Source organism: Amycolatopsis decaplanina DSM 44594 (assembly GCF_000342005.1).
Taxonomy (GTDB): domain Bacteria; phylum Actinomycetota; class Actinomycetes; order Mycobacteriales; family Pseudonocardiaceae; genus Amycolatopsis; species Amycolatopsis decaplanina.
Genome location: NZ_AOHO01000048.1, coordinates 380,185 through 402,094 on the forward strand (window position 1 = coordinate 380,185; position 21,910 = coordinate 402,094).

The 21,910-nt window shown below is 65.7% G+C and carries 22 protein-coding genes and 3 tRNA genes; 14 read left to right on the forward strand and 11 right to left on the reverse strand.

What is annotated here, in order from left to right; genetic code table 11:
• Window positions 1-174 precede the first annotated feature (174 nt).
• The 4 genes from H074_RS14415 to H074_RS14430 form a co-directional block, all read right to left on the reverse strand.
• Window positions 175-633, reverse strand: coding sequence for a hypothetical protein (locus H074_RS14415; protein ID WP_235096759.1), 459 nt, complete (start codon window positions 631-633; stop codon window positions 175-177).
• 4 nt (window positions 634-637) lie between these two features.
• Window positions 638-1,195, reverse strand: coding sequence for a SigE family RNA polymerase sigma factor (locus H074_RS14420; RefSeq protein WP_007030784.1), 558 nt, complete (start codon window positions 1,193-1,195; stop codon window positions 638-640).
• The gene (locus H074_RS14425) at window positions 1,196-1,510 is read right to left on the reverse strand and encodes a hypothetical protein (protein ID WP_476692301.1); all 315 of its coding nucleotides are present in this window, start codon (window positions 1,508-1,510) and stop codon (window positions 1,196-1,198) included.
• A 245-nt stretch (window positions 1,511-1,755) separates the two neighbouring features.
• Entirely contained in the window at window positions 1,756-2,997 is a 1,242-nt protein-coding gene (locus H074_RS14430) for a L,D-transpeptidase (RefSeq protein WP_007030786.1), read from the reverse strand.
• A 422-nt stretch (window positions 2,998-3,419) separates the two neighbouring features.
• Between H074_RS14430 and H074_RS14435 the strand changes: the two genes are divergently transcribed.
• Window positions 3,420-3,623, forward strand: coding sequence for a cold-shock protein (locus tag H074_RS14435; protein ID WP_003097368.1), 204 nt, complete (start codon window positions 3,420-3,422; stop codon window positions 3,621-3,623).
• A gap of 119 nt (window positions 3,624-3,742) precedes the next feature.
• Here H074_RS14435 and H074_RS14440 read toward each other — a convergent pair whose 3' ends face one another.
• Window positions 3,743-4,162 (reverse strand): hypothetical protein, encoded by a 420-nt coding sequence (locus H074_RS14440; protein WP_039922388.1) that lies wholly within the window; start codon window positions 4,160-4,162, stop codon window positions 3,743-3,745.
• 549 nt (window positions 4,163-4,711) lie between these two features.
• On the opposite strand from H074_RS14440, the gene H074_RS14445 reads away from it, so the two are divergent.
• Window positions 4,712-4,969, forward strand: coding sequence for a hypothetical protein (locus H074_RS14445; RefSeq protein WP_020633070.1), 258 nt, complete (start codon window positions 4,712-4,714; stop codon window positions 4,967-4,969).
• Window positions 4,970-5,073: 104 nt separating this feature from the next.
• On the opposite strand, the gene H074_RS40740 is transcribed toward H074_RS14445, so the two are convergent.
• A complete protein-coding gene (locus tag H074_RS40740; protein ID WP_007030789.1) occupies window positions 5,074-5,562 on the reverse strand; it encodes a hypothetical protein in 489 nt (162 codons plus the stop codon).
• 139 nt (window positions 5,563-5,701) lie between these two features.
• On the opposite strand from H074_RS40740, the gene H074_RS14455 reads away from it, so the two are divergent.
• From H074_RS14455 to H074_RS14470, 4 genes are all read left to right on the forward strand, one after another.
• Window positions 5,702-5,774, forward strand: a tRNA-Glu gene (locus H074_RS14455).
• A gap of 28 nt (window positions 5,775-5,802) precedes the next feature.
• Window positions 5,803-5,876: transfer RNA gene (locus H074_RS14460), tRNA-Asp, on the forward strand.
• 31 nt (window positions 5,877-5,907) lie between these two features.
• Window positions 5,908-5,981, forward strand: a tRNA-Phe gene (locus H074_RS14465).
• Between the two features lie 525 nt (window positions 5,982-6,506).
• Entirely contained in the window at window positions 6,507-7,268 is a 762-nt protein-coding gene (locus H074_RS14470; protein WP_007030790.1) for an NAD(P)-dependent oxidoreductase, read from the forward strand.
• A gap of 151 nt (window positions 7,269-7,419) precedes the next feature.
• Here the strand turns inward: H074_RS14470 and H074_RS40250 are convergent, their stop codons facing one another.
• Complete coding sequence (locus H074_RS40250; RefSeq protein WP_152521418.1) at window positions 7,420-8,079, reverse strand: HEPN domain-containing protein; 660 nt, start codon at window positions 8,077-8,079, stop codon at window positions 7,420-7,422.
• A 9-nt stretch (window positions 8,080-8,088) separates the two neighbouring features.
• Window positions 8,089-9,303, reverse strand: coding sequence for a DUF262 domain-containing protein (locus H074_RS39265; protein ID WP_007030791.1), 1,215 nt, complete (start codon window positions 9,301-9,303; stop codon window positions 8,089-8,091).
• Between the two features lie 203 nt (window positions 9,304-9,506).
• Between H074_RS39265 and H074_RS14475 the strand changes: the two genes are divergently transcribed.
• The 7 genes from H074_RS14475 to H074_RS14505 all read left to right on the forward strand — a co-directional run bounded on the left by H074_RS14475 (window position 9,507) and on the right by H074_RS14505 (window position 16,540).
• Entirely contained in the window at window positions 9,507-11,093 is a 1,587-nt protein-coding gene (locus H074_RS14475) for an HNH endonuclease signature motif containing protein (RefSeq protein WP_039922392.1), read from the forward strand.
• A gap of 421 nt (window positions 11,094-11,514) precedes the next feature.
• Window positions 11,515-11,946, forward strand: a complete 432-nt coding sequence (locus H074_RS14480; RefSeq protein WP_007030793.1) for a hypothetical protein — start codon at window positions 11,515-11,517, stop codon at window positions 11,944-11,946.
• A 100-nt stretch (window positions 11,947-12,046) separates the two neighbouring features.
• Window positions 12,047-13,279, forward strand: coding sequence for an efflux RND transporter periplasmic adaptor subunit (locus H074_RS14485; RefSeq protein WP_007030794.1), 1,233 nt, complete (start codon window positions 12,047-12,049; stop codon window positions 13,277-13,279).
• On the forward strand, window positions 13,276-13,980 hold the full coding sequence (locus H074_RS14490; protein WP_007030795.1) for an ABC transporter ATP-binding protein: 705 nt from the start codon (window positions 13,276-13,278) through the stop codon (window positions 13,978-13,980). The genes H074_RS14485 and H074_RS14490 overlap by 4 nt, the downstream gene beginning before the upstream one ends.
• The gene (locus H074_RS14495; RefSeq protein ID WP_007030796.1) at window positions 13,977-15,179 is read left to right on the forward strand and encodes an ABC transporter permease; all 1,203 of its coding nucleotides are present in this window, start codon (window positions 13,977-13,979) and stop codon (window positions 15,177-15,179) included. Before H074_RS14490 ends, H074_RS14495 begins: the two co-directional genes overlap by 4 nt.
• Window positions 15,180-15,187: 8 nt before the next feature.
• Window positions 15,188-15,679, forward strand: coding sequence for a DUF5666 domain-containing protein (locus tag H074_RS14500; RefSeq protein ID WP_007030797.1), 492 nt, complete (start codon window positions 15,188-15,190; stop codon window positions 15,677-15,679).
• 39 nt (window positions 15,680-15,718) lie between these two features.
• Window positions 15,719-16,540, forward strand: a complete 822-nt coding sequence (locus tag H074_RS14505) for an arylamine N-acetyltransferase family protein (protein ID WP_007030798.1) — start codon at window positions 15,719-15,721, stop codon at window positions 16,538-16,540.
• Window positions 16,541-16,544: 4 nt separating this feature from the next.
• Here the strand turns inward: H074_RS14505 and H074_RS14510 are convergent, their stop codons facing one another.
• Together H074_RS14510 and H074_RS14515 are read right to left on the reverse strand one after the other, a co-directional pair.
• Entirely contained in the window at window positions 16,545-16,844 is a 300-nt protein-coding gene (locus H074_RS14510; protein ID WP_007030799.1) for a GNAT family N-acetyltransferase, read from the reverse strand.
• Window positions 16,841-19,618 carry a sensor domain-containing protein gene (locus H074_RS14515; RefSeq protein WP_007030800.1) on the reverse strand — a complete coding sequence of 926 codons (2,778 nt, stop codon included), beginning with the start codon at window positions 19,616-19,618 and terminating at the stop codon, window positions 16,841-16,843. Before H074_RS14515 ends, H074_RS14510 begins: the two co-directional genes overlap by 4 nt.
• Window positions 19,619-19,864: 246 nt before the next feature.
• Between H074_RS14515 and H074_RS39270 the strand changes: the two genes are divergently transcribed.
• Entirely contained in the window at window positions 19,865-20,392 is a 528-nt protein-coding gene (locus tag H074_RS39270; RefSeq protein ID WP_007030801.1) for a hypothetical protein, read from the forward strand.
• A 34-nt stretch (window positions 20,393-20,426) separates the two neighbouring features.
• Here H074_RS39270 and H074_RS14525 read toward each other — a convergent pair whose 3' ends face one another.
• Window positions 20,427-21,776, reverse strand: coding sequence for a nucleobase:cation symporter-2 family protein (locus tag H074_RS14525; protein ID WP_039922555.1), 1,350 nt, complete (start codon window positions 21,774-21,776; stop codon window positions 20,427-20,429).
• Between the last annotated feature and the right edge of the window lie 134 nt (window positions 21,777-21,910).

Here is a 21,910-nt window from a genome sequence, read left to right on the forward strand (position 1 = left end):
CGAGGGTTTGTTCCCTCGACCGTAGGTGTTCAAACGTCCGGACTCTGCGCTTTGCATCGATCGCGCGAGCACCGTTCCCCCGAAACGGTGATGATCCACCAGGTGAGGCCGATGTCGGAGAATTTCCGATTACTTTGGGTAACACTTCGGGAATCGGACGTTCCGGGCGGCAGGTCAGCGGGTCGTGACCGCCGTCGGCGGCTCGCTCGGCTGCTTCGTCGGGGTGGGCGCGCGCGGCGGAACGGCGGTCGTCGTACGGCCAGGCTGGAGGGTCCTGGGCGTCGAACGCGGCTGGTCGGTCTTCGGGGCCGAAGAGGGTGGGGGCGGCTTCCCGGGGGTGACCTCCGGCTGCGGGGTCGACTCGGACGGCGCGGGCGAGACCGGTGTCGGGGCGATGGTCGAAAGGCCCGGCCCCGCGGGTTGGACCGGCGCGGTTCCCTCCCCGCCGCGACCACCGACGGCGATCGCACCGAACACGATCACGGCGGCCGTCGCCAGCGAACTCCCCGCCACGGCCAGCCGTTTGCGTCGTCGCCGGATCCGGCCACCCCGCTCGATGATGTCCGCCGCCCGGATGCCCAGCGGGGGACCGCTCGCCCCGTGCGAAAGCACGCCTTTGATGTCCTCGTCCATCTCCTCACCTCCCATCGTCATGCGCTCCGCTCAAGGCCAATTCATTGAAATGCGGGCCGAGTCGTTTGCGCAGGGTCGCCAGACCCCGCGCGCTCTGGCTCTTCACGTTCCCGGTGCTGCAGCCCAGCGCCGCGGCCGTCTCTTCGACACTGAGATCCTCGAAATAGCGCAACACCAGCACAGCGCGCTGCTTCGGGGCGATGCCGGACAGGGCGTGCCTGACCAGCATCTCCTGCTCCGTGCCATTCGTTTCGCCGGGGACGTCGGGAAGGGCGTCCGTGAGCTTCTCCCGTTTGCGCCAGACGCGCCGATGCTCGGAGAGGAACGTCCGCAGCACGATCTTGCGCGCGTAGCCGTCGAGCGCGTCGTGCCGGGAGAGCCTCGGCCAAGCCAGGTACAGCTTCAGCAGCGCGGCCTGGGTGATGTCCTCGGCCTGGTGCCAGTCCCCGCACAGGAGGTACGCGGTGGCACGCAGGCTGTGCGCGCGCTCGTCGAAGTACCGGGCGAACTCGCCGTCCCACGGCGAGCCCGTCCCGGTCTTCGACGAGCGGCTCGGCGTCACCTAGTTACCGGCTCCTTCGACGATGGCGGGAAGGTGCAGATCCCCGGTCGGCCCAGCGGGAACGGCCTTGGGCACGCGGTGCTCGCCCGGCGCGGCGACAGACGGGGTCTTCGGGACGTCCCGCGGCGGGGCGGTGGTGGCGCGGGGCGGTTCCGCCGGTCGCGTGGTGGTGGGCGCCTTGGTCGGCGGCTGGGGCGCCGGAGTGACCGTCGACGACGGCGCGCTCTGATCGGCCGACGCCAGCGACGTGGTCGCGAAGGCGGCGCCGCCCGCCAGCAGCAGCGCGCCGAGGGAAAGAGCGATACGAGTACGCAAGAGTGTCTCCTCGATCCGGGCGCCGCTCATTGGCCGCGGCGCCTTACGTCGTTAGACATGCGTCCCGCTCACTTCGGGGTTGCACCGAGTTTTCGGAAGTCTCATGACGCTGTCTTCCCAAGGACGCTCCGCGCCCGACGGAGGTGGCGCCGCGCCCCGCGGAAGGTTCCAGTCAGCACACGGCGACCAACACGAACGGCCGGAGACCGCAGGGGTCTCCGGCCGCCCGGTTCCATGGAAGTACTTCAGCTCGCGAGAGCGGAAAGCTTGGACCACTCCTCCCACGAGTAGGTCCAGTCGCTGTAGTCACGCGCCCGGTTGATCTTCTGGGTGCTGCCCTCGATCTCGACGGGGTCCCCGACCAGGGCGCCGTCCATGTACGCCTTGGCGTTCGCCGGCGCCAGGTTCACGCAGCCGTGCGAGATGTTCTTCTTGCCCTGCGCCCAGATCGACGGCGCGTAGCCGTGGATGAACTCGCCGTTGGTCGAGAACCGCACCGCGGACGGGACGACGATGTTCTCGTAGTTGTAGCGCTCGTTGGTCATCGAGTACGTGTCGTGCTTGGACATCACGACGTGCGTGCCGCTCGGCGTGACACGGCCCGGGTCGGCGTCGAGGCCGTAGCTGGCCGGGTAGTCCGCGATCTGCTGACCGTCACGGATCACCAGGAGCCGGTGGGTCTGGGTGTTGCCCTTGACGATCTGCGAGCGGCCGATCGTGAAGCTCGCCGAGCGGTCTTCCTTGCCGTACACGCCTTCGCCGATCTTGACGCCGTAGATCTTGGCGTTGAACTTCACCGTGGTGCCGGGCTGCCAGTAGGCCTTCGGCCGCCAGTGCACCGAAGTGTCGTCGTGGACCCAGGCCCAGGACCCCTCGGTCTTCGGCGTGGTCTCGACCGACAGCGCCTTCTCGACCGAGGCCTTGTCGGTGACCTTGCTCGGGAACGTCAGCGTGATCGGCATGGCGACGCCGTAGGTCTGCCCGTCGAAGACGTTGATGTTCGCGCCCACCTGCTTGCGCGGTTTGACCGTGGTGAAGGCGCCGCCGATCTCGACGGTCTTGCCGTCGGTTCCGGTGGCCTTGCCGGACCACGTGTACGCCTTGCCGTAGCCGAGCTGTTCGGTGGTGGACCAGCTCTTCTTGTCCTCGGACGGCTGGCCCGCGACCTGCTTGCCGTCCGGATTGGTCAGCACGACCTGGTCGAGCGTGCCGTCGGCGACGCTGACCTTGATGGGCTGCCCCGGCGCGACGTCCTGCGCGCCCGCGGCGGGCTCGTACGTCAGCTTGGCGGGCGCGGGCGCCTTCCCGCCGGTGTCGCTGCTCACCGGCCCGCCGCCGTCCGGCCCGCTGGCCGACACGGTCGGCTCGCTGCTGCACGCCCCCAGCGTCAGAACGGCCACCAACCCCAGTGCCGCGATCGCCGCCCGGCGGCGCGCGGTTTCCGTGAACCTCAAAGCTTCCCCTTTGCTCCCCTGTACACCGACCATGACGTCCGGACCGCCTCGTAAGTTGATCCCATCGAGAGTGATGCGAGTCACAATCGGGTGGATCATAGTTCACGATCGGGGCATGACCGACTTCGGTCCGTGTCCGGCGATGACCGGAGGTCGGCGTGCGGGCGACAGGGTAACGAGGGGGTACGACAGAAGTCGGATCGGTCTACGACGTTCCGGTGACCTTGGTACTTGGGGGTGCCCAGAGTCCGATCACGGGCTTCAAATATGGCCAGATCCCGGTACGCTGCCATCAGGCCGTCGTTTTGCGTGTTCGTGGCTTCACACTCGCGGAACTTCTGACGCGAGCCATGAGCCGGTGACGCGCTCTTCGCTCGACTCGTTGGAACCGCCCGGGACGGTCTGGGTGTCGCTTCGGAGGCACTCGAAGCGGATGTGCAACGAGGAGTAAAGCGGTGGCGCAAGGCACTGTGAAGTGGTTCAACGCGGAGAAGGGCTTCGGCTTCATCGCGCAGGATGGCGGCGAGGGCGACGTCTTCGTTCACTACTCGGAGATCGAGGGTCGCGGTTTCCGCACGCTCGAGGAGAACCAGCGAGTGGAGTTCGAGGTCGGTCAGGGCCAGAAGGGCCCGCAGGCCCAGAAGGTCCGCGCGATCTGAGTCCGCCCTTCAGGCGTTGCTCAGACTGAACAGAAAAGCCCCCGGCGATCTCACCGGGGGCTTTTCTATGCCTTTGAAAGCTTGTTCAGTCGTGCTGTTCCGTTCCGGGGCGACGGGGGTCAGCGGGGGACGGGCTGCTCCCACGCGTCGGCGTCGAAGCGGAATTCGTCCGTGTGGGCTTCCTCGTGGCGGCGCTGCTGGGCCGAGTTGGCCTGCGATTCCCACGAGAGGCGCTCGAGGATCCATTCCTGCGCCAGCGCCTGCGGCGACAGGTTGCGCTCGGCGGCGGCGTCCTTGAGCTGTTCGCAGGCGATGAGGTTCATCCGCAACTGGAAGACCTGTGCTTCGCCGAAGCGCTTGCCGGTGCCGGTGCTTTCCGGGTCGTTTTCCGGGGCGAGGGCACGAAGGTAGCTGGTGAGCTCCGTGTCTTCGACGACCGCTTCGGCCTCCTTGGAAGAGGAGTTGCGGTGACGACCGGGGTTGACCGGCTTCAAGTTCGTGCGGCTGCCGCTACGACGGCTGAGGGAAGGAAGGGGCACCGGGCCACGATAACGGTTCGGTCTCGGCAAACCAACCACAGTGAGCCACGACACACTCACTTTTCTGTCCCATTTGGCCCAGCACTCACAGGGTGGACATCACCGGTGATCACTAAACGCGATCATCGGCACGAACGAGAACCGTTCACGACACTTGAGATGTGGCACGCGACCTAGCCGATTCCGGGGGCTGGCAACCGCCGCCCCACGACCCCTGGGGGCTTGGGGGGTGGGCCCCCAAACAACGGAGCGACCCCCGCGCCAGGGGGAGGAACGCGGGGGTCGGAGGGGATCTCCACAGGCGCTGACCGGGGGTGTGTCAGCTAATCGATTGTTGCACGGTTTGCTGAGAAGGGCGAGTGGGCGAGGGCAGAATTCAGGTCAGGGCGCCACCTGTGGTTCGCCTGTGGTTCATGTGGTGCGGCGTGCGCGTGATTGCTCTGCGTTGTGCGGAGCGTGGCGACAGGTTCACTCTCCGGGGGGCTGTGTGCCGCGGCCGGCTCTGGCTAGCCTCGCGGCCAAGCTGTTCGTTGGCCGTCTGGAGGAACCATGGGTGGGTCTGTGGAAGTTCGACAGTTCCTCCTTCGGTACGAAGGTGCCGATGGGGGAAGCTCAACAACGTTGGCGGGTGGTCTGCCGGCGCAGCGCACGGGTCAGGGGGACGCCCAGCGGGTGTCCGACGATCAGGTGCGGCGCGCCCGGCTGGCGGTGGCCAACGGGGCGCTGGGTGTCGATGACTGTGTCCAGTTGCTGGACATGCTGGGGTTGACGCTGGATGAGGACGGGCAGGCGCCCGTTCAGCGCTGAGTTCGTTCACGCTGCGTTCGTTCAAGAGGTCCGGTCGTGCGGGGGCGTGCCGCGCGGCCGGGCTTTCGTTTGTGCCCGGCGCCCGTCCACCAGTTGTGCGGCAATCAACTGGCGGGAAGGTGTGGCGACATGGTCGACGAAGCGGCGATCACGGTGGCGCGATAGATCCGGGGCGCGATGCAGACGCTGGGCGACCCGCCGCCGAAGGTGGTCGCGGAGCTGTTCGGCATCTTCCCGTCTTGGATCTTCGAGTTCGCGCTGCCGCCCGTCGACGCGGCCTCCGCGGTTCGTTCCTGCTCATGGTCATCGGCGAACTGAGCGCGCGTCGATCTTTCGGGTGTCGTCGCCCCAGACTCTCCGGCGAACGTCCGGAAGACGACGTCGAGCGGCTGGCGTTCGCGCTCATGGTTTCCGGGAGTTCCACGGCGGAGGCGAAGGACGATCTGCGGGGGCGGTGGCGGCACGCCGGGCACCTGACCGATCAGCGCGTGGCCGAACTCCTCGCCGTCACTCTTACGGACGATGAGAGAGAAGAGCTTCGATGGCGTCTCGGAGCCCTGCGGGACGCGTCGGCCCTGATATCCTGAACTCACCGCGTTCTCGCAGGTCCCAGCCCTGTGAACAACTAAGGGACCCCCTGTGCGGGGGCGGAAACAGGGGTGTCCTATAGTTATGTTCGCTCCCGGGGACACCGGAGAGCGCGGGTCGGTCGGTTCGCCGAAACCGAACCGGGCTCCCATCGTCCAGCGGCCTAGGACTCCGCCCTTTCAAGGCGGCAACGCGGGTTCGAATCCCGTTGGGAGTACGCGGTACAGTTACAAAGCAGTATGCAAGGCCCTGTGGCGCAGTTGGTTAGCGCGTCGCCCTGTCACGGCGAAGGTCGCGGGTTCGAGTCCCGTCAGGGTCGCAAGATCGTTCGGCTCCTTGCCGGCGTTCCCGGCCAGGTAGCTCAGTTGGTACGAGCGTCCGCCTGAAAAGCGGAAGGTCGCCGGTTCGACCCCGGCCCTGGCCACCGCTCAACGAACCGCCTCGATGCATGTCGAGGCGGTTTTTTCATGTTTAGGGTCGATCTTGAGCCTGTCCACTGTTGACCTTGGTTGACCCTCTTTGGCCGCCGCTTGTTGCACGTGGGTTGCACGGCGGCCCATCCTGTCCGCTGGTCTGATCAGGTGAGCCGGCGGGCTTCCTGACGTGCCGCTACCCTGCCGCTCCGAGCTTCCCGTGCGGCTGTCTGAGGTGGGTCGGGCTGCGAAGCTGGCTTGGCCGGTGGGCATTCCGCTGCCTTTCCCTCGCCCCTGCCAGCCTTAGCCCCGTCCTGGTGCTGTCAAGAGTGAGCGAAGCTCATCGCGTAGCGACGCCATCGGCGCTCTTGATGGCGGCTGGGCGGGGTTAAACTGATGACCTCGTCGCTCATGGGCTGTTTGGTCAGATCGATGGCGTCGAGGTGGTGGGCTATGACCCAACCGCCAAGCAGCTAGACGAGGCGCAGAGGAAAGCGAACGTCTTCGTTCCGCCGTACCGAGGTACGAACCGTCCCATGGCGCTGATGGAGCAGATGCCGTACTTGAGGATGGTTCAGATCACGGCGGCCGGGACTGACGAGTGGGTCAATGAGGTGCCGGAAGGTGTGCTTCTGGCAGGTGCGCGCGGTGCGCACGCAGGGCCTGTCTCAGAGTGGATCCTTTCCGCTGTGCTGGCCCAACTCCGGCAGTGGCCAGCACTTGTCCGGTACCAGGACGAGCACACGTGGGCGCACCGTCGATTCGATGCCGACACGCTTCGGGGCAAGCGAGTTCTGATCGTTGGTGCGGGCAGTATCGGGCTCGCGACTGCGCGGCTCCTGGGCGCCTTCGGCGCAAGTTCGACGCTGGTTGCCAGTGCGGCACGTGATGGAATCCATGGGGCCGCAGAACTGCCAGCGCTCATCGGCGGGCACCAGGTCGTCGTGATCACCGCCCCGCTCAATGAGGCCACCCTCAACCTAGTCGACAAAGACTTTCTTGCGGCTATGGAAGACCGTGCGCTCCTGGTCAACGCTGGGCGCGGCAAGATCGTCGATACCGATGCTCTTGTGGCGGAGCTGCAAGCGGGCCGGCTTCGGGCGGCGCTCGACGTCACTGAGCCGGAGCCCCTGCCCGAGAGCCATCCCCTCTGGAGCTGTTCTGGTGTCATCATTAGTCCGCACAGCGCGCGAACCGTCCCAGGTACCAACGTGTTGTGCTATGTCGTTGCTATGGATCAGGTAAAGACCTACCTTTCTGGGCAGGTTCCGCCGAACGCCGCAACGCGGAACATTTGACGGCATAAGAACAAATCTCGACATCTGCTGCCGAAAGCGCCGGGTTATCGATAGGATTATGGGTGCCGCTTTGGTAATTGTCTGCGGGATCCCTCGATCGGATACGTTAACTTGGCGCTGCAATTAGCAAAAACTTCGGCGACTAGGTTGGTTAGTTCTCGACCTCTCCCGCTTTTAACGTATCTTCGGTTTGGTGTACGGTCCGGGCTACAGATTCCTCGATATGTTGCGTGAGAGCCTCGATGCCATCGATAGAGTCGTTGACCCATTCTCTTGCTTGTTCGGGCCTGATTACTTCTCTTGCGGCCACGCTAAGGGTGTGTGCCAGTGTGCCTCGCTTGGCGCCAAGCGTGTCTAGGGCTGTCACCGCTACTTCGAGATCGCCATCAAAGCCCGCGACATCGATCCCGAGGGGCTTGCACAGCTTTTCAATGTCCTTTCTCTTAATGCCATTATTTGGCTTTACAACCTTCGAGGTATACAAGCCTAGCAGCTTTTGGTGGACCGACCTTGCGGTGATAAATGCACCTTTCCCTGAAGATTGCCCTATGATCTCGGCGGAATGGTGCACCGCTAGCGGTAATGCGATCAGGGGCAGGGGGCCACCCGGTGCTAGTCCTTTGTTCAGTGCTTCATCTAATGAGTCGGTGAGCAGTTGTTCAATGTACTCTTCTATTGCGCTATGGGAGATGACTACAAAGGCGTGCACTTGTATCTGCTCAGAAGGGGATAGCTGCTGATCAAGCGGCACGTCGGGGAGTAGCGACTCCGCTACCTGTACTATTGCAGCTTTTAGGCGTTCGATTCGCACGCCGCGCCCTCACGATTGTGCTTCGATTGCGGAAAGGCGAGGGAGGCCGCTAGGCCAGGCCGGCTCTATTCCGGTGGTCTCGCGGAAAATAGAATTCCATGCCTCGTATCGAGTGTTGAACGCGGCGACAGTCTTTGTGGTAGACGTGACTGATCGGAGAAACTCAGCGTTGTCGCTAGATAGTTCTTTGAAGGCTTTCACGAGCTTGACTTTGTTTCGAATTCCGGCTTCTCGAACGTTATCACCGCCGATGAGGCAACCTACTTGGACGTCGAAGAGTGCGCGGTTGAAGGCTCGCTCGAACTTGGTCTCGGACCACTTCCTGCAGGCGTAGCCGTCGAAAATCACATACGCGGCCTCGATTGCCTTCTCCATCTCGTCAAGGAAGTTTCCGATGGCGATCTCGTGTCGCCCCCAGGTCCTATTGAAATATACACAGACCTGATCGAGGAATTCTTTGAGATTGCCGTTGTATTTGGGACCGCCACCATAAAGGCCGATAAGTCGCGTTAAAATCTCGGCATCAACCATCCGCCGGTCGGGACCTGTGTTGTTGAGTAGCTTCCTTAGTCCTAAGCTGTCGCCGGATGATTCGTCAATATACTCGACAAATGGCCCAGGAACGAGCGCCTGTCGGAGTTCTTGTGGTGAAAGTGGGACGCTTCCTGTGTTCAGCCGCAAGAACAGGCTGTATAGGAATTCTTCGTGCTCCCAGTTGCGCACTGTTACCGTGCGAATTGTATGGGTTTCGAAGGCGTCAAACAGGTCTGGTCGCTCTTCTTTTAGGCGGCTAATAGTGAAGTTCTTTATTGAGGTGATTGAAGTGATCGTGGAAAGTCGAAAGGGAGAGAATCCGCCATCTGAGAATTCAGGGAGGCCCGCGTAGAATTGCCGAATCGCAAGGAGTCGTTGCTTTCCGTCGATTACGATGAAATGTCCTGGCTTGTCCTGTTTTTCGGCTAGAACAATCTGCGGGATCGGATAAGCGAGGATTGTTGACTCGATGAATTTGCTCTTGAGGGCAGGCGTCCATGCAGCACGTCGCTGAAACGCCGGAGAGAGGTCGAGGCGCCCCTTGCGCATTTGGGTAACGATCGTCTCGATCGTCCAGTCTGTGGCGGTCACATTTGCGCGTTGTGCTCCGACCCGCCCTATTACGTCGTCTTCGGACTCGCCGGAGTCATAGTCAAGTGGAGAGTCGAGGTCGATGGCGTCGTCGGACACGTGATGCTGCCTCTCTGTTGGCTATCTTGCACCGTGAAGGCTAGCGCTGAGTAGGTCCTGAGGGCTAGGCGTGCCGCAGTGGGTGAACCCGGTCCTGAAGGCAGCACTCCTGAGGATTCTTCTGTAAACAGATGACCCGCTTCGGGCCTTGGCAACCGCCTTGGGTGGCCGGCCTTGTCGGTGGGGTTGGCTAGTCTCGTTTGATGGGGCTTGAGAGCTTGACCGAGGAGTCGGTCCGCGAGGCGATGCGGGAGTTCGATGATCTGGGATTGCAGGCGTTTTGTGAGCGTTACGGGCTCAGTCGCGTACATGACTCGGTGATTGTCGCGGGTCGCCGTCGGTACAGCGCTCCCGCGATCGCCGCAGCCGCGCCCGGGTTCTTGCCTGGTGGTGAGCCGCTGGCGTCGGACGAGGTCGCTGATGAGTTGGCGGTGAAGAAGCGTCTCGGGAGGTTGGGGTTCTTGGTCCAGAAGGTCACGTCGCCTCCGTGGAAGCGGGAAGAGTTGGTGTTGGCTTGTGCTGCTCTGTTCGAGAACGATCGGAAGGCGTTGAGGGCTGGGGATCCGCGGGCTGTGGAGCTGTCGCGTGTGCTGCGGTCGATGGGCATCCGTACGCCGGGCCAGTACGGGACGACGTATCGGTCGCCGGCGAGTGTTCAGCGCAAGCTCTATGACCTCCAGACCCGTCTTCGGGAGTACACCGGAGTGCCTACCAGGGGTGGGCATCTCGACACCACTGTGTTGGTTGAGTTCGAGCGGGACCCTGAGGCGATGATGGCCGAGGCCGCCACGATCCGAGCCCGTGTCAACGGCGATGTCGAGATTTCGCCGGTAGAGCCTGCGGAGGCGGCAGGGCCGGAAGTGGAGCGGGCGTGGTCGCTCTTCTCGGCGGGAGGGGCACGTAAGTACGGCGGTAACGGTGGCTATCCGGACGTGCTGGGGGAGCAGTACGTCTACGACAACCAGGTGTCGAACTCGCGTCGCGTCGCGGTCGGCGACTTGATCGTCATCCGAGACGCGGACCAGGTCCTCGGAGTGAGCAGGGTCGAGCGGATCGACGCTCAGGCCGGGGTGCCCAAGCCCCAGAAGGTCTGCCCCACCTGCGGTGGGACCCGGTTCGACGAGCGTAAACGCCAGCTTCCGAAGTACCGATGCCGTCGACCTACCTGCCAGGCGGAGTTCGACGAGCCCGGCACCGCCACCAAAGACGTTACGCAGTTCGTCGCGAGCTACGGCCGTGGTTGGCGTAGCCTCGCCGGCGCGATCACCTGGGACGAGTTGCAGGCACACCTGTTGGATCAAGCTCCGCAGAACGCCATTCGCCCGCTGGAAGGGGACGCGTTACTGGCGCTGCTCCAGGGACGTTCGGTTCCGCCCCCGCCCCACCTGCCGGCGGGGAAGAAACGGGACACGCCCAAAGGCGGGCATCGCGAGGGCAAGTCGCGGGTCCGGATCGGGCAGGACAGGTTCAAGGCGAACCTGCTCGCCGAACACGGTGTTCGATGCGCGATCACCGGCCCCTGCCCCGAGGAAGTACTCGAAGCCGCCCACCTGCGGAAATTCGCTGAGCACGAGTCCCATGAGGATGGCCTGCTCCTGCGCGTCGACATCCACAGGCTCTTCGACCGCGGACTCCTCGCGATCCACCCCGACACACTGACGGTCGTCATCGCGCCCACACTCGCCGACTATGACGACTACGGGAAACTCGACGGACTCCCCGTAACCGCCGCCACCGCCTCAGGCGCCATCCGCGACCACTTCCACGCCACGACCGCAGCTTGGGCATGACGCGGAGTCGGGAAGTGACAGCGAAGGTTTGTCAAACCTGGAGGTGTCACAAGGTGCCCAGAAAGGTGTCCATTCGCAGGGGTCCAAGTAGGTTCATCTGAGGACGTACTACCTTGCTGCCCTGTGCAGACTCGTCACCTGAACCCTGGTGAACGCACTACCCGAGACCTGAAAAGCGGAAGGTCGCCGGTTCGACCCCGGCCCTGGCCACCGCTCAACGAACCGCCTCGATGCATGTCGAGGCGGTTTTTTCATGCCTGGGGTCGGTCTTCGGTCGGTCCGCTGCCGACCGGCGGGTTTTCCGGCGTGCCGATTCGCGAACCTCGACGCACTTTCGGCAAGGGGTGACGTCATTAGGCTGTGCGCCATGATTCCCCTCACATTAAGAAGAAAAAGACATTCCCGGCAGCTGCTGCGAGACGTGACGATCAACGTCGTCGCCAATGTGATCGCCAATGTCGTGTCCGGCGCTGTTCTGGCTCCGTTCATTTTCGCGTTCGGTGTGTGGCAGCGTTGGTGGTCGTCGGACCACCCGCCTCTGGCCTATGTCGCCGTCGGAGGGGTGATCATCCTGCTGCTATGTGCGCTGGCGACGGTGCTTCGCAGTGGAGTCAGGTCTTCGAGCATGCTGAGGGTGCTGGTTCTCGCCGGAGTGGTCGGCGCGAGTTTCCTGGTCGGCTGGGGTGCGGCCGTCACATCGGGGCTGCTACAAGTGGTTCTGGGCTTTCTCGCCTTCGCGATCTTCGGGACCGCGATGTTCGGAACTCTCATGAGCATCGTGGCCGAAGTGTCCGGCGAGGATTTCGACGAGCTCATGGAGGAAGCGAAGGACGCTCCGCCCATCACCATGTGATCATCAAGCTTGTCGCCGCGAAGACGCTCGTTCACGGATACACAGCTGACACACAGCCCATCAACAGTCTCTTGCCAAGCGGCGGCAGCAGGGTCACCGCATGACGCGAGCTCGTTCCTTCAAGGCCTGGGTGATCAACGGTGTCCTGATCGTGCTGCTGGCCGGAGCAGGTTTCGGGATATATCAGGCATTCAGCCCCGGAAAGAACGCGGCGGAGGCGCAGACGCGCAGTACGCCGGTGCGCCGGGCCACGGTCACCGAGACCGTCTCCGCCGCGGGGACGCTCGCCAGCGGCTACACCGGCACAGCGAACTTCGCCACGGCCGGCAAGGTCGCGTCGATCGACGTGAAGGTCGGCGACGTCGTGTCGGCGGGTCAGAAGCTCGCGACCATCGAAAGCGCTCAGGCCGCGAAGGAGCTTCAGGTCGCGAAGGCGAACCTCTCGGTCGCGCAGGACAACCTGGACGCCGCCGAGACGGCGGAGAACACCCCCAGCACCGGGCAGAACAGCGCTCAGAACAGTGTCGCTTCGGCGCAGGCCAAGCTGGACCAGGCCGAGCTCGACGTCCAGAACGCGCAGACCGCGCTCGACGACACCACGCTCCACGCGCCCGGCGCGGGGACGGTCACGGCGATCGACGGCACCGTCGGGCAGCGGTCCTCCAGCAATACGTCGTCAAGCTCCCAATCGTCCGCGCCGAACGGAAACCAGGGGAATTCCAGCGCCGCGACGTCGTCTTCGTCCAGTGGCGGCGGGTTCATCACCATCACGAACCTGGCCGACCTGGTCGTCGACACCTCGATCGCCGAAATCGACGTCAGCAAGGTCAAGGGGGGACAGAAAGCGACGGTGACGCTCAACTCGTCGCCGGACAAACCGGTCCAAGCGACCGTCTCCAGCGTCGACCTGACACCGACGACCAGTGGCAGCGTCGTCTCCTACCGGACGAAGCTGGCGCTGACCGATCCGCCGGAAGGCCTGCGGCCCGGCCAATCGGCGAGTGTCGTGGTCACCGTGGCCGAGGCTCGGGACGCGTTGAGCGTGCCCGCCGCCGCGGTGCGGACCGCCGGCGGCTCGAACATCGTCACCGTCCAGGAGAATGGCCAGAACGTCCAGCGCCAGGTGCAGGTCGGGATCCGGGGTGAGTCCACGGTGCAGATCACCTCGGGGTTGAGCGAGGGGGAGAACGTCGTGCTGACCGCGACGGCCACCGCCGGCACCGCGGGCGCCGGACGGACGGGCGGCACCGGCGGCCTTCCCGGCGGCGGGGCCGGTGGATTCCCCGGCGGTGGTCAGCGCGGCACCGGAGGCGGATTCGGTGGTCGGGGATGAACCCGGTGATCGCGGTCTCCGGGCTGCGCAAGACCTATGGGCACGGGGAAACCGCCGTGCACGCGTTGCGCGGGGTCGACCTCACCGTCCTGCCCGGCGAGTACGTCGCGATCATGGGCGCGTCCGGTTCGGGCAAATCGACGCTGCTGAACATGCTGGGCTGCCTGGACGTGCCGACCTCGGGCGAGTACCTGCTCGACGGATTCGGCGTCGGCGAACTCACCGAGCGGCAGCTGGCGTTGCTGCGCAACCGCAAGATCGGCTTCGTGTTCCAGTCCTTCAACCTGGTTCCCCGTGCCTCCGCGGTGTCCAATGTAGAGCTTCCTTTGGTCTACAGTGGACTCCGCCGGTCCGTGCGACGGCGACGCGCGCTCGCCGCGCTGGAGATGGTCGGCCTGTCCGATCGCGCGAAGCACTTGCCGAGTGAGCTGTCCGGAGGGCAGATCCAGCGCGTGGCCGTGGCGCGAGCACTGGTCACCGGGCCCGCGATGCTGCTGGCCGACGAGCCCACCGGCAACCTCGACCGGCGTAGCACCGCGGATGTCCTCGGCGTCTTCGACCGGCTGAACAGGCTCGGCCGCACCATCGTGGTGATCACGCACGAGGACGAGGTGGCCGCGCACGCCCGCCGGGTGATCCGCGTCGACGACGGGTTGATCGTCTCCGACGAGCCGGCCCGCGTCGTGGGGGCGGCGTCGTGAACCTCTTGGAGATCCTGCGGTTCGCGGTCCGCGGTCTCACCGCGAACAAGCTGCGTTCGGCGCTGACGACGCTCGGCATCACCATCGGCGTCGCGGCGGTGATCCTGCTCGTCGCGGTGGGGAACGGCGCTTCCGCCGCCATCGCGGCGAGCATCCAAGGCCTCGGCACGAACGTCGTCAACGTCTCCCCGGCGCGCGGTGGAGGGCAGAGCGCGACGGCGCGTCCGCTCACGGTGCAGGACGCGCACGCGCTCGTCGACCCGATCGGTGCGCCGGACGTCGAAGCGGCCTCGCCCGTGGTGACCACGACGGCCACCGCGACCCGCGGCCAGACGTCGTACGACATCCCCAGCGTCGTGGGTACCGAACCCGCGTACTTCACCACGACCAACAAGGAGATCGCCGCCGGCGCGCTGTTCACCGCCGAGGACGTCACGGCCGCGCGCAAGGTCGTCGTCCTCGGCGCGACGACAGCGCAGTCGATCTTCGGCACGGCCGAGCCGGTCGGCGGGAACGTGCTGCTGAACGGTATCCAGTTCACCGTCGCCGGAGTGCTGAAAGCCCAGGGGAGCACCGGGCCGCAGAACGCCGACGACATCGCGATCGCGCCGATCTCCGCGGTACAGAACTCCTTGGCGGGCTACGGAAGTTTGAGTCAGATCACCGTGCAGGCGACGGGCGCGGATTCCGTTTCCCTCGCCCAGGCCGAGATCACCGCGATCCTCGACGCGCGGCATGGGATCCGTGACGGTGGCACGGCCGACTACCAGATCCAGAACTCCGAACAGCTGCTCGCGACCCGCACAGCGGCCACCGAGACGTTCACCGTGCTGCTCGCCGCCGTCGCGGCGATCTCGCTGCTGGTCGGCGGCATCGGCGTCACCAACATCATGCTGGTGACCGTGACCGAGCGGATCCGTGAGATCGGCATCCGCAAGGCGGTCGGAGCGCCGCGTTCGGCCATCCTCGGTCAGTTCCTCGCCGAGGCGACCATGCTCAGCCTGTTCGGCGGGCTGCTCGGCGTCGCGATCGGGCTGATCGGCAGCCGGTTCACGATTTCCGGGATCCAGCCGGTCGTGGTGCCGTCCTCGATCTTCCTCGCTTTCGCCGTTTCCGCCCTGATCGGGCTGTTCTTCGGGGTCTTTCCAGCGAACCGGGCCGCGAAGCTGCGGCCGATCGACGCCTTGCGTCACGAATAGGAGTCTCGATGTCGTCTGCTGAAGAGACCGCGGAGGAGATCGTCGCCGGTCCGGCGGTGACCGATGATCTCCACGGCGAGATGCGCCGCGCCGCGCGGCCGTTCACCCGGACCACACAGGTGCTGGCCGGACTGGTCGTGCTGGCGACCGTGTTCGCCCTCGGCGTCTGGACGCACGCCGCGTTCGGCTCGGCCGCTTCCCCGGCGCCCGCCCGGCAGGTCGCGGCACCGAACGGACAAGGGCAGGCGGGCGGCCCCCGCGGCGCGGCGGGGCGCGGCACCACGGGCACGATCGACCGCGTCGAGGGGAACAAGGTCTACGTCAAGAGCGCGCAGGGCGGTGAAATCACGGTGTCCACAACGGACGAAACGACGATCAGCGTGACCCAGGCCGGCAAGCTCTCCGACCTGAAGCCGGGCTCGACGGTCGCCGTCCAGGGACAGGCGGGCGACGACGGGACGGTGGCCGCGCGGTCCATCACCCAGGAGGCCGGACGCTGATCTTGACCTCGAGTCAGGTGGAGGTGTCAGGCTCAAGGCATGACACTCGCACCTGAGCAGGTCGACGAATGGACCGTCGGCACCCTCGACCTCGACGAGTACCTCGGCCGGATCGGCCAGGATCGCGCGAAGCCCTCCGCCGCCGCGCTGCGCGAGCTGGCGAAGGCGCACATCCTGGCCGTTCCGTTCGAGAACGTCGACGTCGTTTTGGAGCAGCACAAGGGGATCGCGCTCGAAGACGTGATCGGCAAACTCGTCCGCCGTCGTCGCGGTGGCTACTGCTACGAGCACGGAAGTCTCTTCGCCGCGGCCGCCGAACAACTCGGCTACACCGTGCGCCGCCTGGTCGCGCGGGTGCAGCCGCAGAAGAACGGGCCGTACACGCATATGACGCTCGTGGTCGAGGCTGACGGCGTCCAGCACCTGGTCGACGTCGGCTTCGGCGCCGGGATGCTGGTGCCGATGCCGCTGGTCGACGGCGCCGTGGTGGATCAGGCGGGCTGGCCGCACCGGCTCGTCGCCGACGGCGACCGGTGGCGCCTGCAGAAACAGGAGGGCGACGACTGGACCGACCTGCACGCCTTCACGCTCACGCCGATGCACCGGATCGACTACGAGGTCTACCACCACTACACGTCGACACATCCGCGGTCGCCGTTCACCGGACAGCTGGTGATCATGCGGCTGGAGGAAGGGCTGAGCCGCAAACTGGTCGGCGAAGAGTTCATCGTCGAACGCCCGGACGGGACCAAGGAGACCACCACGATCCCGCCCGAGCGGCTCGACGCGACCTTGCGCGAGCTGGACGTCATCCTCACCGAGGACGAGCTCGCGAAACTGCTGACGAGATATCCGAGCTGAGGGCTCAGAGTTCGAATTCCGCGCGCTTGTCCGCCGGGACGAGATCCTCGTACTCACGGTGCTTCGCGATGAACGAGCGCACGTACGGGCAGTAGGGCAGGACGGACCTGCCCTGCGACCGGACATCGTCGAGCGCCGCGGTCACGAGCTTGCCCGCCAGACCCTGGCCCGCGAAGTCGTCCGAGATCTCGGTGTGCAGGAACAGAATCGCGTCCGGGCGGGTGCGGGTTTCCAGGAACCCGGCCGGCTTCCCGTCCACGACGATGTCGTAGCGGTCTTCTCCGGCTTTGATCTCGACACTCATTCAACGGCTCCGAAAAGTTCGTCGGGAGGCGCGGGGCGACCCAGGTGGAAGCCCTGCGCCTGGTCACAGCGCAGCTCACGCAGGACCGCGAGCTGCTCTTCGTCTTCGACGCCTTCGGCGACGACGATCAGGTCGACGGCGTGCGCCATCGCGATGATGCTCTTGACGATCGCGGCCGCGTCGCGCGATTCCGCGATGCCGGTGACGAACGTGCGGTCGATCTTGAGCGTGTCCAGTGGGAGCCGTTGCAGCTGCGCGAGCGACGAGTAGCCGGTGCCGAAGTCGTCGATCGCCAGCGAAACACCGAGATCGCGCAACGACGTCAGAACTTCGGCGGCCGCGGCCTGGTCCCGCATCAGCGCGCTCTCGGTGACTTCCAGGGTCAGCGCGTGCGGCGGTAGCCCGGTGGTCTTCAGCGCGTCCTGCACCCCCGCCACCAGATGCGGGTCGTCCAGCTGCCGGGCCGACAGGTTGACCTTGAGATTCAGGTCGATGCCGAGCTGTTCGCGCCGTCTGGCGATCTCGCGGGTGGTCGTGCGCAGGACGTATTTGCCGATCAGGTTGATCAGGTCGCTTTCCTCGGCCAGCGGGATGAACTCGGCGGGCGAGACGCTGCCGTGCGCCGGATGTTTCCAGCGCAGCAACGCCTCCACGGCGACCATCTCGCCGGAGTCGATGTCCACGACCGGCTGGTACGCCGCCCAGAGTTCCTCGTTCTGCAGGGCGTCGCGCAGGTCCTGTTCCATGCGGAGCCGCCGCTGCATCCGCTCCCGCAGCTCGACGTCGAAGAACTCGTAGCGCGCACGGCCGAGTGTTTTCGCCTGGTACATCGCGACATCCGCGTCACGCAGCAGGTCTTCGGCGGTCCGGGTGTCATCGTTGGCAGCGGTGACGATGCCGATGCTGGCGTCGATGTGCAGCTGCCTGCCGTTGACGGTGATCGGTTCGGTCAGCGCTTCGCGCAGATGTTCGGCCAGCGCCTTGATTTCGTGCGGTTCGGTGATCTCCGCGGTGACGACGACGAATTCGTCACCCCCGAGCCTGCCGACGAGATCGTTCTCGCCGATCCCCCGGCGCAGCCGTTCGCCCGCGATGCGGAGCACCTTGTCACCGACGGAATGCCCGAGGGAATCGTTGATCACCTTGAACTTGTCGAGATCGATGAACAGCAGCGTGGTCAGCTCGGCGCGGCCCGCGCCGGACAGCGCCTCGGCGAGACTGTCCAGCACGAGCGTCCGGTTCGCGAGTTCGGTGAGCGGGTCGTGCGTCGCCTCGTGAGCGAGCCGCTCACCGATGGCACGGCGTTCGGTGATGTCGGTGAACGAGGCGACCACCGCCAGTGCCGACGGGTCTTCCGGGGTCAGCAGCCGCGAGGTCAGCGAGATCCAGACGTCGGCGCCGTCGGGCCTCCGCAGCCGCAGCACGAGACCGGCCAGCGTGACCCCGGTGCGCCGGGTCACCACCGGCGGCATCCGGGCAGGCGGGAGGCGGCCCTGGTCGTCGTACAGCTCCAGCGTCACGCACGGGACGCCGATGAGGTCGTCGTGGTCGACGCCGATGATCCGGCACGCCGCGGGGTTGGCCGATTCGATGAGCCCGCCGGGGCCGATCACGATCACGCCTTCGTCGAGGGACGCGACCACCGTGCTGTAGTGCTGCTCGGCGCGCCGCCGGGCCGTTTCGTCGGCGCAGACCAGGACGAAACCGTCGTTCATCTCCGCGGCCGAGACGCGGATGGCCAGTGTCGAGCCGTTGCGATGGCGGTGGGTCGTCTGCATGACGCCGCCCCTGCGCAGCACCGTTTCCGGGTCGAGCGCGGCGCCGACGAGGTCGCTCACCATGCCGCCGATCGCCTCGCCCGCCGTCCAGCCGTAGACGTTCTCGGCGGCGGGGTTCCAGCTGGTCACCACGCCGGTGCGGCTGGTCGCGATGATCGCGTCACTGACGTGGCTGATCAGCGCGGCCTGGTAGCGCAGTGTCGCTTCGGCGGCCTTCTGCGCGCTGATGTCGCGCATGATGACCTGGAACGCGGGCCTGCCTTCCCACGTGGTGCGCACCGAAATGCTCTGGACCAGGTACTTCGTGCCGTCGAGACGGAGCATGACGGTGTCGGCGGGATCGGTCGACGCCCCCTGACGGTGGAGTGACGCGATCCTGTCCAACAGGGCCGGGAGAGACTCGTCGGCGACGAAGTCCATGATCGGCCGCCCGATCAGTTCGGCGGTCGAGGACGCTCCGAGCGCGGTGACGGCCGCCCGGTTGACGTAGGTGACAACGCCGGCTTCGTGAACGCAGACCGCGTCGGGACTGAGTTCCACCAAAAGCCGGTAACGGTCAGTGAGATCTTCGAGGGCTTGCCGGTTCTCGCGGACGTCGGTCACGTCGGTGGCGATCCCGAGCAGTCCCGACGAGCCGTTGTCATCGCCGATGGTGCGGGCACGCAGGCGGACCCAGCGGATCTCACCCGCCGGGTTCCGGAACGACTGCTCGAGTTCGAACTCGCGCCAAGGCGGGGAAGTCCGGGTGCCGGAGGTCAGCGGGGCCACCAGATCGGCGAGCTTGGACTCGATCTCGGCTTCGGTGAGGGTGCCTCCGCCCAGCAGGTTCTCCAGTCCGGGCAGCCAGGACAGGGTCTCGCCTTCGAAGTCGTACGACCAGACGGCGGCGTGGTCGCCCGCGAGGCCGAGATCGCCGACCGGCTCGTTTCCGAGCGGCGCGCCTGTCGGACGACCGGAATTCCCGGCTCCGGGCACGGCGAGGGCGTCAGCCTCCATGATCCGTCCGAACCCCCTCTTCCGGTGCTGGCACCGTCGATTACACCACCCGCGGAGGGCGCTGTATACGCGAGCCGGAGGTGGGTCACCGCGGATATGCGCGGAAGCATATGAATACACGCTGTGTGACCGGTCTACGCTGGCGTGTTCCATTGGGTGAATAATTTTTGGTTAACTTCACCCGTTCGGCGGTGAGTTGCGGTAGAACTACTCTTCGCTCGTTCCCGGTGCGAAAGGTTTCAGCTGGTGGATGACGACGACGTTTCGGTCGCCGACCTGCTTATTCGCGAGGGCTGGGACGACCACGAGGAGTCACGGGCAAAGTCACGCTGGAGAGTTATCGCGGTGGTGATCGCCGTGGTCGTCGCCTGCGGTACGGCCGCTGTTCTCGTCGGGTTCGATTCCGAACCCGAGCAGAATGCGCAGCCGAACCGGATCAGTGTCATCGAGATGCCGAAGCGGCCTTCGGAAAACGGAGGAGCCGACGCGACGTCGGCGGTCCCGTCCACCGAGACGGTCGAAACCGGCGAAGGCGGGACTTCCTCGCAGCCCAGCAGGACGTCGTCGAGCCGTCGCACGTCGAGTTCGGCCGCGTCGACGTCCGACTCCCCGGACGAAACGACGACGACACCGACCTCGTCGCACGCGCCCGCCGACCCGCCGAAGCCGACGGGATCGACTGGCCCTCCACAACCGCCCGGCACGACTCCGCCGCCGCCCTCGACGACGCCGACCGAGGAGTGCAACCTGTGGCCGAAGTGGCTCTTCTGCTAGAAGGTGTCTCCAAGCCGAAGGTCGCGGGGACACGCTAGGGCGCTTGCAAGAGATCCGGCTCGCGGCGTTTGCCGAGGTGGTTGAACAGCAGGTTGAGGGTGAAGGCGACGATCGCGGCGACCGTGATCGGGCTGCCGCAGACGGTCTGCAACCACGCCGGGAAATGCTGGAAGAAGATCGAGTTCCCGAACCGGTTCGTGGCGAACGCGGGCAGCAGCCCGACCCCGATCGACACCGCGACGATGAAGGTGTTGTGATTGCCGGAGAACTCCACCTTCTTCAGGTTCTGCACGCCGACCGCGGCGACCATCGCGAACATGACCACCGCGACCGCGCCGATCACCGGTTCCGGCACGGCCGCGACGAAGGCGCCGACCTTCGGCACCAGGCCCATCAGCACGAGCAGGCCGCCCGCCATCGCGACCACCCACCGGCTGCGTACCCCGGTCATCTGCACGAGGCCGACGTTCTGCGCGAAAGCCGTGTCCGGGAAAGAGTTCATCGCGCCGCCGAGGATGGCTGAGAGACCGTCGGTGGCGAGACCGCGCGCGAGGTCCGAATCCGTGGCAGGCCGTCCGGTGATCTCGCCGACCGCGACCAGGTCCGCGGTGGATTCGGTGTAGGTCACCAGCATCACGACGCACATCGAGAGCACGGCCGCGATCGGGAAGGTCGGCGGGCCGAAGTGGAACGGCGACGCGAGGCCGAACCAGTCGGCGTCGGCGATGCCCTTGAAGCTCACCAAACCCATCGGGACGGCCGCGGCCAGGCCGATCAGCAGCGCCAGCAGCGGGCCGATCTGGCTCGCGAACCCGCGCAGGACGCGAGTGAACAGGACGATCACCGCGATCACGCCGAACGCGAGCGCGATGTTCGCTGGCTTCGCGTAATCCGGTGATCCGGTGTCGTGGCCGGCGATCAGTCCGACACCCGGGCCGATGAGCGAGATGCCGATGACCATGAGCAGCGTGCCCGAAACCAGCGGCGGGAAGAACCGGATCATCTTCGCGAACGGTTTCGCGATGAGCAGGCCGAACACGCCCGACGCGATCATGGCGCCGTAGACGGCCTGCATGCCGTACTGGGACGCGATCATGATCATCGGGTTGACCACGGTGAACGTCGCGCCCGCCACCACCGGCAGCCGGATGCCGAAAATCCTCCCGATCCCGATCGCCTGAATCAGCGTCGCGATCCCCGCGACCAGCAGATCCGCGTTGACCAGCAACGCGATCGTCGCCGCGTCCAGTTTCAGCGCGCTGCCCACGACGAGCGGGACGGCCACGGAGCCCGCGTACATGATCGTCATGTGCTGCAGGCCGAGCAGGGTCAGCTTCGGCAGCGGCGGACGTGCGTCGACCGGGTGTGGCTCGGGTCGGCTCATGTAACCCCCTGTGACGTGCGGGAACACCAGTGGACTCGTCGGGCATGACCGTAGCGCGTCCACCGCGTGAGGATCACGTTGCGAAAGGGCGGTCGAAGAGGCCGGAGCTGTGTTGAATGGACATCGGGCACAAC

Excerpts from the sequence above, each read along its gene's own strand:
- H074_RS14415 (WP_235096759.1), bottom strand. The coding sequence starts at position 633 with ATGGACGAGGACATCAAAGGCGTGCTTTCGCACGGGGCGAGCGGTCCC.
- H074_RS14500 (WP_007030797.1), top strand. The coding sequence starts at position 15,188 with ATGTCGTCTGCTGAAGAGACCGCGGAGGAGATCGTCGCCGGTCCGGCG.
- H074_RS14445 (WP_020633070.1), top strand. The coding sequence starts at position 4,712 with ATGGGTGGGTCTGTGGAAGTTCGACAGTTCCTCCTTCGGTACGAAGGT.
- H074_RS14475 (WP_039922392.1), top strand. The coding sequence starts at position 9,507 with ATGGGGCTTGAGAGCTTGACCGAGGAGTCGGTCCGCGAGGCGATGCGG.
- H074_RS14510 (WP_007030799.1), bottom strand. The coding sequence starts at position 16,844 with ATGAGTGTCGAGATCAAAGCCGGAGAAGACCGCTACGACATCGTCGTG.
- H074_RS14470 (WP_007030790.1), top strand. The coding sequence starts at position 6,507 with ATGGCGCTGATGGAGCAGATGCCGTACTTGAGGATGGTTCAGATCACG.
- H074_RS14505 (WP_007030798.1), top strand. The coding sequence starts at position 15,719 with ATGACACTCGCACCTGAGCAGGTCGACGAATGGACCGTCGGCACCCTC.
- H074_RS14525 (WP_039922555.1), bottom strand. The coding sequence starts at position 21,776 with ATGAGCCGACCCGAGCCACACCCGGTCGACGCACGTCCGCCGCTGCCG.
- H074_RS14490 (WP_007030795.1), top strand. The coding sequence starts at position 13,276 with ATGAACCCGGTGATCGCGGTCTCCGGGCTGCGCAAGACCTATGGGCAC.
- H074_RS14515 (WP_007030800.1), bottom strand. The coding sequence starts at position 19,618 with ATGGAGGCTGACGCCCTCGCCGTGCCCGGAGCCGGGAATTCCGGTCGT.
- H074_RS14430 (WP_007030786.1), bottom strand. The coding sequence starts at position 2,997 with ATGGTCGGTGTACAGGGGAGCAAAGGGGAAGCTTTGAGGTTCACGGAA.
- H074_RS14485 (WP_007030794.1), top strand. The coding sequence starts at position 12,047 with ATGACGCGAGCTCGTTCCTTCAAGGCCTGGGTGATCAACGGTGTCCTG.